Annotated in this window: 10 protein-coding genes; 1 reads left to right on the forward strand and 9 read right to left on the reverse strand. The window is 62.7% G+C overall.

Annotated elements, in window-relative coordinates; genetic code table 11:
• Positions 1-504 precede the first annotated feature (504 nt).
• The 7 genes from ACVOLR_RS18765 to ACVOLR_RS18795 all read right to left on the reverse strand — a co-directional run bounded on the left by ACVOLR_RS18765 (position 505) and on the right by ACVOLR_RS18795 (position 10,693).
• The gene (locus tag ACVOLR_RS18765) at positions 505-1,779 is read right to left on the reverse strand and encodes a citrate synthase (protein ID WP_481537781.1); all 1,275 of its coding nucleotides are present in this window, start codon (positions 1,777-1,779) and stop codon (positions 505-507) included.
• Positions 1,780-2,058: 279 nt separating this feature from the next.
• Positions 2,059-2,301 carry a type B 50S ribosomal protein L31 gene (locus ACVOLR_RS18770; RefSeq protein ID WP_057629116.1) on the reverse strand — a complete coding sequence of 81 codons (243 nt, stop codon included), beginning with the start codon at positions 2,299-2,301 and terminating at the stop codon, positions 2,059-2,061.
• A 98-nt stretch (positions 2,302-2,399) separates the two neighbouring features.
• Positions 2,400-3,338, reverse strand: coding sequence for a nucleoside hydrolase (locus ACVOLR_RS18775; protein WP_481537782.1), 939 nt, complete (start codon positions 3,336-3,338; stop codon positions 2,400-2,402).
• 65 nt (positions 3,339-3,403) lie between these two features.
• On the reverse strand, positions 3,404-5,533 hold the full coding sequence (gene recG / locus ACVOLR_RS18780) for an ATP-dependent DNA helicase RecG (protein WP_481537783.1): 2,130 nt from the start codon (positions 5,531-5,533) through the stop codon (positions 3,404-3,406).
• Between the two features lie 239 nt (positions 5,534-5,772).
• The gene (locus ACVOLR_RS18785) at positions 5,773-8,178 is read right to left on the reverse strand and encodes a TonB-dependent receptor (RefSeq protein ID WP_481537784.1); all 2,406 of its coding nucleotides are present in this window, start codon (positions 8,176-8,178) and stop codon (positions 5,773-5,775) included.
• Between the two features lie 82 nt (positions 8,179-8,260).
• Positions 8,261-9,448: an SO2930 family diheme c-type cytochrome gene (locus ACVOLR_RS18790; protein WP_481537785.1), complete on the reverse strand. Its 1,188-nt coding sequence runs from the start codon at positions 9,446-9,448 to the stop codon at positions 8,261-8,263.
• 9 nt (positions 9,449-9,457) lie between these two features.
• On the reverse strand, positions 9,458-10,693 hold the full coding sequence (locus ACVOLR_RS18795) for a parallel beta-helix domain-containing protein (protein ID WP_481537786.1): 1,236 nt from the start codon (positions 10,691-10,693) through the stop codon (positions 9,458-9,460).
• 117 nt (positions 10,694-10,810) lie between these two features.
• On the opposite strand from ACVOLR_RS18795, the gene ACVOLR_RS18800 reads away from it, so the two are divergent.
• A complete protein-coding gene (locus tag ACVOLR_RS18800) occupies positions 10,811-11,848 on the forward strand; it encodes an AraC family transcriptional regulator (RefSeq protein ID WP_481537787.1) in 1,038 nt (345 codons plus the stop codon).
• A gap of 58 nt (positions 11,849-11,906) precedes the next feature.
• On the opposite strand, the gene ACVOLR_RS18805 is transcribed toward ACVOLR_RS18800, so the two are convergent.
• Both ACVOLR_RS18805 and ACVOLR_RS18810 read right to left on the reverse strand, forming a co-directional pair.
• Complete coding sequence (locus ACVOLR_RS18805) at positions 11,907-12,290, reverse strand: RidA family protein (RefSeq protein WP_057629049.1); 384 nt, start codon at positions 12,288-12,290, stop codon at positions 11,907-11,909.
• A gap of 655 nt (positions 12,291-12,945) precedes the next feature.
• A complete protein-coding gene (locus ACVOLR_RS18810) occupies positions 12,946-13,581 on the reverse strand; it encodes an FABP family protein (RefSeq protein ID WP_481537788.1) in 636 nt (211 codons plus the stop codon).
• Positions 13,582-14,262 lie beyond the last annotated feature (681 nt).

The raw sequence follows: 14,262 nt of genomic DNA on the forward strand, positions 1-14,262 counted from the left end.
TGCCGGTCGGTGGCCTTCGGTCTGTCTGTTGTGCGATGCGCGCTTGTCTCTGTTTGCCGCAGCGCTGGGCCGGGCTCCCCCTCGGCCCGCCCCCGCCCCGCGCCCCCCCACTACCGGGCTACCCATCTGCTCTTGTGGGAGCGGCGTAAGCCGCGAAGCTGGCAATGCGTGGAAGGCAGAAGAGCCACCCCCTCCCCAACCCTCCCCTTGCCTGCGGCAAAGGGAGGGTGCTGTAGTGCCGAGCCATGCTCGGCAGGGGCTTTCCAAGCGACCATCAGCAGTGAGGCCGATCACGCATCTGGTCGCAGCCAAACGCCATCTACGCAATGCAGATCAATGTAGAAAAGCCCCGATTGGCTCCGGTCACTGCAGCGGCTTCGCGGCTTACGCCGCTCCTACAAAAGCATCTGGCTTACCTTGGCACTAGCGTACGAACAACAAAAAAACCCCGCCGAAGCGGGGTTTTCATCGCAATGGAAGCGGCGCATTGCTGCGCCGTTGCCATTACTTGTAGTCGCGCACGTCGTGGCCGGTGTAGACCTGGCGCGGACGGCCGATCTTCATTTCCGGATCAACCTGCTGCTCCAGCCAATGCGACACCCAACCAGCGGTGCGGCCCAGCGCGAACATGACCGTGAACATCTCGGTCGGGATGTTCAGCGCCTTGTAGATGATGCCGCTGTAGAAGTCGACGTTCGGGTAGAGCTTGCGGGCGACGAAGTACTCGTCCTGCAGCGCAGCCTGTTCCAGCTTGATGGCAACATCCAGCAACGGATCCTGCACGCCGAGCTGGCCCAGCACCTGCTTGGTCATCTCGCCGATCACCTTGGCGCGCGGGTCGAAGTTCTTGTACACGCGGTGGCCGAAGCCCATCAGGCGGAAGCCCGAGGTCTTGTCCTTGGCCTTGACCACGGCGGACTCGACGTTGTCGGCCGAACCGATCTCTTCCAGCATCTTCAGCACGGCTTCGTTGGCGCCGCCGTGTGCCGGACCCCACAGCGCGGTGACGCCAGCGGCGACCGATGCATACGGGTTGGCGCCGGTGGAACCGACCAGACGCACGGTCGAGGTCGAGGCGTTCTGCTCGTGATCGGCATGCAGGATGAACAGCAGATCCAGTGCCTTGACCACGTCCTTGTTCAGATCGTACTTACCATCGGCCGACTCGAAAGTCTGCTTCAGGAAGCGGCTGACGTAGTCCAGTGAGGTGTCCGGCTTGTTGGCCGGCAGGCCAGCGCCGTGACGGTAGATCAGTGCCGACAGGGTCGGAACCTTGGCGATCAGACGCACCGCTGCCTGGCGGCGCTGCTCGGCGTCGTCCAGATCCAGGGAAGCGTGGTACTTGGCCGACAGCTGCGCGATCGAGGCAGTCAGGATCGCCATCGGATGCGCGTCCTTGGCGAAGCTGCCGATCAAGGTGTTGATGGATTCATCAACGCCAGCTTCAGCGGTCAGTTCGGCTTCGAAAGCCTTCAGCTGGTCGGCGCTCGGACGATCGCCATTGATCAGCAGGTAGGCCACTTCGACGAAGCTGGACTTGGCAGCCAGCTGCTCGATCGGATAGCCGCGATACAGCAGCACGCCATTGTCGCCATCGATATAGGTGATGGCCGACTTGCAGCTGGCAGTGGCGGTGTAGCCCGAGTCGTAGGTGAAGAGACCGGTTTCCTTGGTCAGCTTCGAGATATCGACACAGTTATTGCCCAGTACGGGTTTGACGACAGGCAGAACGACCGACTTTTCGCCGGCGTTGAGCGTGACCTGATCAAGATCGGACACAGTGTGCGCTCCTCAAGTGGAAGGCGCCTGTCCTGACGTATAGGGGTGCGGGCAGGCGCGTGAAGGAATTCCGCAGTTTTCCACTGCGGTTCCGACGATTATCGCACAGCAGCATTTGCAGTTTGCGAAGACAAAAGTCTTATAACCGGAGTTTCCACGCGACACAGCGTCGCGCTGGCACAACCGCCCGATTCTGCAATGGTTCAGCCGTACGACAGGCAAGACAAAACAACGGCCGCGCAGAGCGCGGCCGTTGTCTGTGCAGCAACAACAGTTCGATTAGCGCGCGTAGCGCTTCTGGAACTTGTCGATGCGGCCGCTGGTATCGATAACCTTGTGCTTGCCCGTGTAGAACGGGTGCGAAGCCGAGGAAATTTCAACCTTGACGAGCGGATATTCTTCGCCGTCTTCCCACTTGACCGTGTCCTTGGAAGACATGGTCGAACGGGTCAGGAACTTGAAATCAGAGGTCACGTCGTGGAAAACGACGTTGTGGTAATCAGGATGGATATCGGCCTTCATGGGGCTCACACCGTATTGTCTGGTGGTCAAGACCGCCATTATAGACACGACCTGCCGCGCCAGGCAAGTCGTGTCTGCTGAACCACTTCCCCGGGCAGTTACTGGCCGAGCAACGCGCCGCGCACCTGGGCCTCGAAGCGGGCCTGGTCATAGCCGATCAGCAATGCCGTATTGTCCGCCGCACCGGTCTGGCGGTTCCAATCCACGATGGTAGCGCCGCGGCTGCGGGTGCCGGTCAATTCGATCGACAGCGGCCGCTGTTCAACCACGGTGCCGCCTTCCGGCTGCAATGCCCAGGCCATTGCCAGTGCATCGGCGGCGTACCAACGCTCACCGCGGCTGTCTTCCGACCACAGCCGGGTCTGACGCGAGATCAACTCGTAGAAGCGCGCCTTGTCGGTGTCGGCTGCCAGCCACTGCTCGACATCGCGATGCATCAGGCCGTGGGCGATGGTGGCTTCCCAATCGGCGACTTCGATGAACGGGAAGGAGGTGAACACGATGTGCGCCGCCTCCGGATCGAAGGCGATGTTGAACTCGGCTGCCGGGGTGATATTGCCGTGGCCGGTGATTGCACCGCCCATCACCACAAAGCGCTTCACGCGTTGCGGCAGGCTGGGATCCAGCTTCAAGGCGAGCGCGATATTGGTCAACGGGCCGAGCGCTACCAGCAGCAGTTCGCCGGCATATTGGTGCGATAGGCGCAGGATCGCCAATGCGGCGTGTTCGGCTTCCACCTTGCGTGCAGTCAGCGGCAGATCGACATCGCCAAAACCGTCGCGGCCATGCACATGCGCGGCATCTTCAGCCGGGTACACCAGCGGATCGGCGGTACCGGCAAATACCGGCACGTCTTCGCGGCCAGCCACTTCGCACAGCTTCAGCGCATTGCGTACGGTGTATTCAAGGCCGACATTGCCCGCTGCCACCGTCAACCCGATCACGTCATGGCGTTCGTCGGCAAAGGCCATCAGCAGTGCCAGCGCGTCGTCCACGCCCGGATCAGTATCAATCAGCAACGGTATCTTCTTGCTCATCTTCTGCTTCACTTCTGGTTGGCCATGGAGTCTGTCACGGCCTCCATGACAGTGGAAGCACGCAATCAGGCCGATGCGTAGCGCACTGCGCCGCCGATCCAGCGGTTGACGATGCGGTCGGCCAGCTCCGGCGCATCGCTGAGCAGGCGTTCGGCCAGATCGTGCACAGTCGGCAGCAGGCCGGCATCACGGGCCAGATCAGCCACGCGGAAGGCCGCCAGGCCGGTCTGGCGGGTACCCAGCAATTCGCCGGGACCGCGCAGTTCCAGGTCCTTCTCGGCAATCACAAAGCCATCGGAAGTAAGCCGCATGGTTTCCAAGCGCTCACGTGCCATCGCCGACAGCGGCGCCTGGTACATCAGCACACAGCTGGACGCGGTAGCACCGCGACCAACCCGGCCGCGCAACTGATGCAGCTGGGCCAGACCCAGACGCTCGGCATTCTCGATGATCATCAATGAGGCATTGGGCACATCGACGCCGACTTCAATCACGGTGGTGGCGACCAGCAGGTCGGTCTCGGCCTGCTTGAAGGCACGCATCGCTGCCTGCTTCTCGGCGGCCTTCATCCGGCCGTGCACCAGGCCGATGCGTAACTCAGGCAGCTGCGCCGACAGCGTCTCGAAGGTGGTCTGCGCGGCCTGCGCATCCATGCGTGCATTGCCGGGACCGGCGTCTTCTTCACTTTCCTCGATCAGCGTGCAGACCCAGTACACCTGCCTGCCCTGCTGGCAAGCGATGCGGATGCGCTCGACCAATTCCGGGCGGCGTTCGGCGCTGATGGCGATGGTCTGCACCGGCGTGCGGCCCGGTGGCAGTTCGTCGATGGCCGATACATCCAGATCCGAATACGCAGCCATCGCCAAGGTGCGTGGGATCGGGGTGGCGGTCATCACCAGCTGATGTGGCACCACGCCGGCAGTTGCGCCCTTGTCGCGCAGGGCAAGGCGCTGGTGCACACCAAAGCGATGCTGCTCATCGACAATGGCCAGCGCCAGGTCGTTGAACACCACGCTGTCCTGCATCAAGGCGTGAGTACCCACCACCACCTGTGCATGGCCGCTGGCAACGTCCTCGAGCACCTTGGCGCGGGCCTTGCCGGTCACTTTGCCGGCCAGCCAGGCCACGCGCACATCCAGCGGTTCCAGCCAGCTGCGCAGATTGGTCAGATGCTGCTCGGCCAACAGCTCGGTTGGTGCGGCCAGCGCAACTTGTTTGCCTCGTTCCACCGCCAGCATCGCCGCCAGAGCGGCAACAACGGTTTTGCCAGAGCCGACGTCGCCCTGCACCAGCCGCAGCATCGGATGCGCGCGCGCCAGATCCTTGCGGATCTCGTCGAATACGCGTTGTTGCGCACCGGTCAGTTTGAACGGCAAGGAATCTCGCAGTGCTTTGACCAGGCCGTCGCGGCCGCGCAGTGACGGCGCGCGGTGCTGCTGCAGGGCGATTCGCTGACGGCGCAGGCTGAGGTGGTGGGCCAGCAGCTCCTCCATCGCCAAGCGCCGCTGCGCCGGATGCGTACCCGCGCCCAGGGCGCCGATGTCGGCGTCGGCCGGCGGCCGGTGCATGGTCAGCATCGCTTCGCGCAATGACGGCATGCCCATGCCGGCAAGCAAGGCCGGAGGCAACAACTCCAATGTCGCCGCATCAGGCAGGCGATCCAGTGCCTGCCCGATCAGCTTGCGCAGGCTGGCAGGGCCGATGCCCTCTACTGCCGGGTACACCGGGTCCAATACCGCGCCCAGCGCAGCATCTTCGCCGTCGCCGAGCACGTGATAACTCGGATGCACGATCTCCAGCCCGTTCTGGCCCGCGCGTGGCGTGCCGTAGGCGCGCAGACGCCGACCGACCGCGAACTGCGACACCTGTGCGGCGCGAAAATGGAAGAAACGCAGCACCAGGGTGGCACCGGAGTCGTCGCTGATCGCCACCCGCAGCACCGGCCGGTAGCGGAAGCCACGCTCCACTGCCTCCACCCTGCCCTCCACCTGCGCGGCCATGCCGGCCTTCAACGCGCGGATCGGCAACAGCGTGGTGCGGTCCTCGTAGCGCAGCGGCAGGTGCAGCCACAGGTCCTGCAAGGTGGTCAGGCCGCGCGCTTCCAGCTTGGCTGCCACCCGTGGCCCGACCCCGGCCAGGCGGCTCAGTGGTTCGGTGGAAAGATCGAGGGTGGCGAGGTCACGGCGTGCAGACATTGCGTAAGGATGCCGTCATGCGCTGAAAACAGAAACCCCGGCGTTGTTGAACGCCGGGGTTTCCTACTCCCCAAGTGCTGATTTACCACGATGTTGTCGATTGGCGCCTTCAAGCAAACCGTAGTGCCGAGCCATGCTCGGCAAGGGCCTTCCCGGGAGAGCCTCAGCTGAGCATGGCTCGGCTCTACGGGACTGCCCTCACCCCAACCCCTCTCCCGCAGGGAGAGGGGCTTCAAGCGTTAGAACTTCACTGTCATCTCGAGCCCATAGGTGCGCGGGTCGGTGATGGTTGCGCCGACTACGCCGAGCGGGTCGCGGCCGTAGGTGTTCAGGCCGCGGACATACTGCTTGTCGAATACGTTGTTGGCGTACACCGCCCAGTTCCAGTGCTTCAGCGGTGAAGTCCAGCCGACGCGCACATCGGTGCGCTGCTGCGATTCACCGATGTTGAGCACCTTGCTGATGCCGCAATCACCCTGCAGGTCGGAACCTGCGTTGCAGCGCTGGGCGCCGCGGTAGGCGTGGCGCAGCGAGAAGCGCAGCTGACCATTCCCACCCAGGTCAGCGACGTAGACCGCGCCAGCCGAGGCGGTGAAGCGCGGTTCCCCGGTTGGTGCACCGTCAAGATCCACGCCTTCCGGGGTCACGTAATTTTTGTATTTGGAATCTATCCACTCGGCCGCAGCATCCAAGGTGAGGCCGTCGGTAACCTTCCAGCGCATGTCGAAATCCACACCGGTGGCTTGCAGATCGCTGGTGTCGAACACGTACACCGGGATGTCGACCGGATTGTTCGGGTCCGGATCGATCAACCGGATCGCCTGGCGGTTGTCGTACTGGTAGTGGAAGACGGAGACGTTGTAGGAGAAGCGATCGAAGCTCTGCTTCAGACCGACTTCCAGATTCCACACGTCCTCGTTCTCGAACGCCGGACCAATCTGCAGCGCATTGAAGCCACCTGCCTTGTAGCCCTTGGCCAGCGAGCCGAACACCATGGTGTCGTCGTTGAGGTGGTAATCGACGACGAAGCGCGGGCTCCAGTCACTCCAGCTCTTCTTGTCGCGTACCTGCTTGCCCTTGTTGACCATGGCCGGCGGGTCGATGAAGGCCATGTCGAAAGTCAGCAGCTCGCGGGTGATCGGGATGCCCATGCTCGCCAGCGCCTGGAAGAAGCCCAGCGCCTCCAGCGTGCCGAGCTTGGCTTCGAGGCCGGGCGCATTGCGCGGCGTGTTGAGCCAGGTGAAGTCCTTCTCGTCGCGGGTGTACCGCAGGCCGAAGGTCAGGTTGAGGCGATCGGTGGCCTTCCAGATCACATCACCGAAGGCGGCGTACGAGGTGGTGTCCAGCGTGTTGCTGAAGCGCTCGTTCCATTTCTCGCCCACCAGCGAAATCGGAATGCCGTTCATCTGCGCCAGCATCGAGGTGAAGTTGAACAGGCTGCCATCGGGAATGCCCAGCTGATAGGCCACGCCCATGTTGCGGATGATGTTGTCCACCGCCTCGGTATTGGTGTTGACCTCGCTGGTCTGGCGCGCGTCCTCGTTGAAGTAACTGGCACCAGCCACCCAGTCGAAGCGCTCATTGCTGCCGGAGAACTTGAACTCCTGGTAAAAGGTCTCGTTGTTCTCGGTGTTCTTCGAGTCCACATACAGGTCGAAGCGGTTGGTGCCGTCTTCCTCGGTGTGGTTGGTGGAGTCGTATTTGCGCCAGGAGCTGGTGGAAGTGAAATTGCCCCAGGACAGCGCGTGATCGACGATCAGGCTGACGCCGTCGAAGGTGCGCCATTCCGCATTGTCGGCATCGCTGTAGGTCTTGATCTTGCGCGGGTCCAGATAGTCGTCCGGGTCCACCGGTACCGGCGGCCGTTGCGGGTAAGCCGGCAGCGGCACGATGCCGGTAGTGACGCGGCCATTCTGGTCCAGGCTTTCGTGGTCCCAGGTGATGTAGGCGGTGGTGTTGTCGCCGAAGCGGCTCTGCCAGGCCGCGCGGGTGGCCCAGACGTTCTCGCCGCCCAGGTCCTTGCCGGTGGCACCGTCCTGGAACCAACCGTCACTGGTGTTGATCAGTGCATTGAAGCGAAATGCCGAGTTGTCACCGGTCGGAATGTTCCACATCGCATCGGCGTATTTCTTGCCGTAGTTGCCTACACGCACGGTGGCGCGTGCTTCGGTTTCGGCCTGCGGGCGCCGGGTCACCAGCGAGATCGCACCGGCAGCGGTATTGCGACCGAACAAGGTACCCTGCGGCCCCTTCAGCACTTCGATACGTTCCACATCGACGAAGGGCAGGAGCACGCCGCCGCCACGTCCACCGTAGACGCCATCAACGAAAATGCCTACCGCCGGATCGGTACCGATGCCGAAGTCGTCGGTCTCCACCCCGCGCAGCCGGAACGATGGCTGGGTCGGCTGCACCGCGCTGATCACCAGTCCCGGCACCAGCGAGTCGATGTCACCAAGATTCTCGGCAGCCACGTCATTGAGCAGGTTCTGATCGACCACCTGCAGTGCGATTGGTACGTCCTGTATTTCCTGCTGCCGGCTCTGCGCGGTGACGGTGATGCGGTCCAGCGTGGTGGCAGCATCCTCCGTCGCCGACTGCGCCATTGCCGGGGCACTCGCCCCCAACACCATCAGCCCGGCCATGGCCCGCTGCAACCCAACTACCAGATTCCGTTGCTTCACTCGCATCGCGCTCTCTCCCACGCAGTGAGGTGTAAAGCCGGCGTCAGACTGCCGGCGGTCCCGTGTTGCCCGGCTGGCCTTCACCAGCGGTATCGCAGTTTTTTTGCAGCGCGTTGATCCATTCCCGGATCAAGGTCACGCCTTCGCTGTGCACCACCGCCCGCCCGACCTCCGGCATCATCACCGCCGGGTCAGCACTGTCCATGCGGTAGGCGATGATCGAGGCATCGGCATCGCCCGGCTGGATGTCGTAGCGCCGATTACCGGTGCCCTTGCCAGCAGCGATGGGCTGTTTGCACATGCCCAGTTTCAAATGATCCTGGGTGGGCGCATCCAGCCACAGGCCGGAGGTGATGGCCGGGCCGGTGCGGCTATGGCAGTGACCACAGTTCACGTCCAGATAGGCGCGCGCACGCGCATCCAATGGCGCGGCCAGATCAGTGGCGTCGGCCGCGCGTGGCAGCTGCGCCAACGCTGGCAGGTCTTTCAGATAGCCCAGTTTGGCCAGATGCGCGAGTTGGTTGTCGCGCCCGCTGAGGTAGTCAAAATCGCGGTTGAGGTTGCGTGCCTTGGGGCCAATCGGCACCAACTTGCGCGAGCGGTTGTCGGTGATATGGCAACCACCGCACTGGTTCTGGTCCGGCACCTGATAGGCAAACGCTTCGCGCGAGCCATCAGCGGCGACCAGTTCCAGATCAACACTGGCGCCGGTGCGCTGCAAGGTCGCTTCGGTCTGCTGCTGGTTCCACACATAGGGCAGCGCAACCCAGCCTTCCTTGCGGTGGACCAGCAACCGGGTTTCGATCAGGTGAACCTTGGACAGGTCCAGGCTCTCCTCGTGCAATGAAGATTGCGATGGTGGCGTACGTGCCACCGACTTGCCATCGGCTGCACCGCTCGCCGGCAGCGGGTAGTAGAAGGTCTTGCTGAGAATGGTGCCGACCGGGAAGTCGAACGCGTGCTCGGGCTGGTAGCCTGCGGCCTGCCCCTTCGGCATCCACACCGTGCGCAGCTTATGCGCGTAATCGCTGAACAGCGGCGTGTTCAGGTCATACGGCACCACGCCGTCATTGAGTGATAGCTTGCCATCGCGGATGCGCAGCACATGCCACTCATCCAGCGTCGCCGGCTGGCCCTGCTCGAAGAAATGCACGGCTGCTGGTTTGCCGCAGGCAACCAGCATCAGCAAGGTGCTGACCAACACAATCACCCGCACCATCAGATTGCGCATGCCCAGGCCTCAACCACGCTTCAAGTCGATGGCCGGCAAGCGCGGCAGATCGCACTCGAACGGTTTGGCATCCTTGCTTGGATTTTTGTAACCACCAGGACCATCGGCATTGACCACACCGCTGATGTTGCGCAGGCAGATCTGCGGACCGACCTTGACCCCGTCCACCATCCGCTCCTTGTTGTAATAGCCATCCCACAGCACGTCGGGGAAGTTGCCGGTCAAACCATACATCGCCACCTTCAGCGCCTTCAGATCCAGCCCGTCGGGCGAATCACCACCGCCGGACAAGGTGTTGTTGTGGATGTAGATGCGCTCCGGATACGGATCGAAGTTGGCCGAGGCGCTACTGTCCTTGTAGCCGGTGGAATAGACGCTGGAAACGATGATGTTGGTGGTGGCGTTGTCGCGCACCTCGTTGTCGAACACCTCGATGTCATCGTTGGAGTTGATGACGATGCCCGAGCCGGCTGGCACGCTGGCCACCGGAGTGCCCTTGGCGCCGAAGTTCTCGTGGTTGTTGGCGATCACCTTGTTGTTGAACACGCGGATATTGGCGCCCTGCTGCGACAGGCCCGGCATGTTGAACACCAGGATGCCGCCCGTGTTGCCGGTGGCCACGTTGTCGTAGACGTCGGCGTTGCGGGTGTTCTCGACCTCGATGCCGGCCACGTTCTGCTCGGCACGGCTATTGCGCACGATCACCCCGTCGGACTGGCCGACATAGATACCGGCATCGGAAGCGCCGATGGAAATGGTGTTCTCGATCAGCACGTTCCTGGTCAGCACCGGGTAGATGCCATAGGCGCCATTCTTGGTGCTGGGACCGCCGGTCCACTGCACCTTTACGCCACGGATGGTGATGTTCTCCGACTCGCTGATCTTCAGCCCGTCGCCCTTGGAATCCTCGATGGTGAGGTTCTCGATGGTGAAGTTGTCGCCATTGACCAGCAGCCCCTCGGCGCCGGCCTTCTGCCCCTTGAAGCTGAGCACGGTCTGGTCCATCCCTGCCCCGCGGATGGTCACCCCGTCGGCACGCAGGCTCAGGCTGCGCTCGAACTGGTGGCGGCCGGCCGGGATATCGATCACATCGCCGGGCTTGGCATCGAGCAGACGCTCCTGCAGCGTGGCCGCAAATGCCCCGTCGGCCGCAGCCACGCTTGGTGCCTGCTCGGCCTGCTTCTGGCAGCCGACGACCATGACGGCCAAGGTGGCGGAAACCGCCCAGGTAATGCTGCGCTGCATGACTCGCTCCCATACGGTGGCAGATGTTGGGCGCAGTCTGGCCTTCAGGCAGTGTTCACGCGAAGGGCAAGAACGGCATACTTGGGGGGGCAAAGCGGACAAGCTGGAGGGGCTTGAATGCATCGCAGGAATCCGGGCAGTGATCGCTTGGCCATCGCCAACGTGCCAACCAACATGCTCAGTGGCTTGCTGCTACTGGGCAGCGAACTGGGCGTGGACACTGAAAACTGGCTGGCCGGCCTGCATCTGAGCAGCGAGCAGCTCAACGATCCGCGTACCCGTATTTCCTATCGACAGGCATACGAGGTGATCCGCCGCGCCCTGCCCACGCTGCCCATCGATGCCGCCGGGCTGGCCATGGGCGGCGCCCAGAACGGCGGCAATTTCGGCCTGCTCGGGCTTGCGATGAAGACCGCGCGCACCTTTGGTGATGCGGTGAAGATAGGTCTGGATTACCAGCGCAACCTGGGCCCGTTGATGGACCTGGTGCTGGACGACAGCAAGCCGGAGACCCTGTCCATCATCGCCACCGCACCGGAGCAGGCGCATGACCTGCTGCCCTTCCTGTGCGAGGAAATGTTTTCCAGCATCCTGATGCTGGGGCGTGAACTGGCCGGCGATGCCTTCAGCCCGGTGCGGCTGGAACTGAGCTACCCGGCCCCGGCCACACTGGATGCGTACCGCGCGGTGTTCCGCTGCGAACCCTGCTTCAATCAGCCGCGCAACGCCATCGTGGTCGAGCGGCACTGGATGCAGCTGCCTTTTGCCAGCTACAACCCGGTGACATCGCAACAGGCCTTGTCGCTATGCCGTGCGCAATTGGCCACGCAGGCAATGCGCGGCGAGACCACCGCGGTGCTGGAACGCCTGCTGCGCACGCGGCTGCGCGACAACCCGCAGATGAGCGATGTGGCCCAGGCGCTGCACTCCAGCGAGCGCACCCTGCGTCGGCAGCTGGCCGATGAGGAAACCAGTTTCAGTGAGGTGCATGACCGGTTGCGCGCAGAACTGGCACTGGAGCTGCTGCAGAACCCGGAGCTGAGCATTGCCGCGGTCGGCAACCAACTGGGTTTCAACGACGCGCGCGAGTTCCGCCGCGCGTTCAAGCGCTGGACCGGCCACACCCCCAGCGAAACCCGCCAGCATCCTGGCTGAAACGCAGATGCCCGGCGTTGGCCGGGCATCTGCAATCACACATAGACGCTGTGGCAGATCAGTCGATGATCATGATCGCGTCGACTTCGAACGCGGCGCCCTTCGGCAGGCCCGACACTTCGATGGTGGAACGGGCCGGGAACGGGGCCTGGAAGTATTCCTGCATCACCGCATTGACCTTGGCGAACTCACCCAGGTCGGTCAGGTACAGGCCAAGGCGCACCATCTTGTCCAGCGAACCACCGGCTTCCTCGGCCACGGCCTTGAGGTTGTCGAAGGCGCGACGGGCCTGCGCGGTGACGTCGCCAGCGACGATTTCACCGGTCGCCGGGTCCAGCGGAATCTGGCCGGAGAAATACACGGTGTTGCCGGCGCGCACGGCCTGCGAGTACGGGCCGATGGCGGCCGGGGCATTGGCGGTGTTGATGATCTGGCGGGACATGGACAACTCCAGTCTGGAAAAAGGTGGGCCATTGTAACGTCGCGATGTTGGCGGGCGCCTGACCAGGCCTAGCGGCCTCTGGTCAAAATATCACCAGTGCCCGAAAAGCCATGCAGCACAAGGCCTGCAAAGGCTTATCCACAACTTGTGGGCATCACAGGACACAGCCTGTGTGGATAGCCGGATGCAGGTAGAGCCGAGCCATGCTCGGCTGGGGCGTTACCGGCAGTTTTGTGGGAGCGGTGTAAGCCGCGAAGCAGATGGTCCATCCGACTGGCAGACATGACGACTGACTCATTGATGTCAGCTTCGCGGCTTACGCCGCTCCTACAAGTGCCTTTGCTGTATCGGTAGAGCCTCTGCCGAGCATGGCTCGGCACTACATTCGAGTCATCCACAGGTCGTGGACAAAATATCACCATGTTTTGCAGAGGTCCGTAGCGCAGGGGCTGCGCGGCCTTATCCACAGCTTGTCTATGCAGCAGGACACAGCCTGTGTGGATAGCGCAACGCGGCCTTGTAGGAGCGGCGTAAGCCGCGAAGCAGATGGTCCAACAAACTGCAGCCAGTCCAGCGATTCCAGCTTCACGGCTGACGCCGCTCCCACAAGTGGCCTGTTTTATCGGTAGAGCCCCCTGCCGAGCATGGCTCGGCACTACATGGCGCCCTGTGCGGTCGGGTTGGGTGTTGGTTCGCCGATCCGGCGCAGGGTATTTCGGTCGGTATGCGCGAAGGGCTCGCTGCGGTCCGGAATGACCAGCATCGTTTCCTGCTCGTACGACCACGTGCCGTCGTCATTGATGGTTACTTCGATCTCGTAGCTTTCGGTACGGAACGCATGTTCGAGAAACGGGTTCGAGCTGATGCCATTGGTCATCGAGCCACGCTCGGCGCGCAGGCGGAAGCGCTTCGCATCCGGTGCCGCCTTGCCCACTGCCATCGCGGTCTGCCCGCGCGGGATGGTCAGCGTCTGAATCACTGTGCCGGTTGCCGGCTCCCACAACCAATAGCCGACCTGATCGTGGAAGGTTTCCACTTCACCGGGCTTGTGGATGCGCGTGTGGTAACGCAGCCCGTAGAACAACTGCGGGCCATTGGGCTGCGCATCGATCGGCTGCAGTTCGACGTGTTCGATATAGGCCTGGCGCTCGGGACCATCGGCCTTGGGATTGACGTCCATGCCGCGCTCGCCGATCCAGATGCCGGCCATCGGCGCTAGCGGCCCGAGGTTGGCCAGCGTATTGGTATCGGCGGTGGGTTCGGTATAGATGTCTTCCGGGAACGTCGTCATGGGGTACAGCCTTGTTGAGATCCCGGCCATGGTACGCAGAACACACTACAGGCTCACCCCTACCTGTCCACAAGTGATGGACAAAATATCACCATGTTCTGCAGAGGCCCGCAGCGCAAGGGCTGCGCGGCCTTATCCACAGCTTGTCTAAGTAGCAGGACACAGTCTGTGTGGATAGCGGAATACAGGTAGAGCCGAACCATGCTCGGCTGGAGCGTTGCCTGCGAGCGAGATCGGTTTTTTTGTGGGAGCGGCGTAAGCCGCGAAGCAGATCATCCTTCAGATTGCGGGCAGGCTCGTGGTTCCAGCACCGCCAGCTTCGCGGCTTACGCCGCTCCCACAAACCGGCGCCGGTAAGGCCCTTGCCGAGCATGGCTCGGCACTACATCTACTTGCCCACAGCTCGTGGACAAAATATCACCATGTTTTGTAGAGGGCCGTGGCGCAAGGGCTGCGCGGCCTTATCCACAGCTTGTGTAGGTAGCAGGACACAGTCCGTGTGGATAGCGGAATACAAGTAGAGCCGAGCCATGCTCGGCTGGGGCGTTACCGGTAAACCCGACGTGGTCTTGTAGGAGTCAACTGTCTTGAGCATCGTCCTTAGGCCCGGCCCGCCAAGGGGCGTTATCGCGCTTCATGGCATTGAGTCTGGTCAGATATTTGCGCATGCAGGCCGTGACA

It is taken from the genome of Stenotrophomonas sp. STEN030, assembly GCF_056759995.1.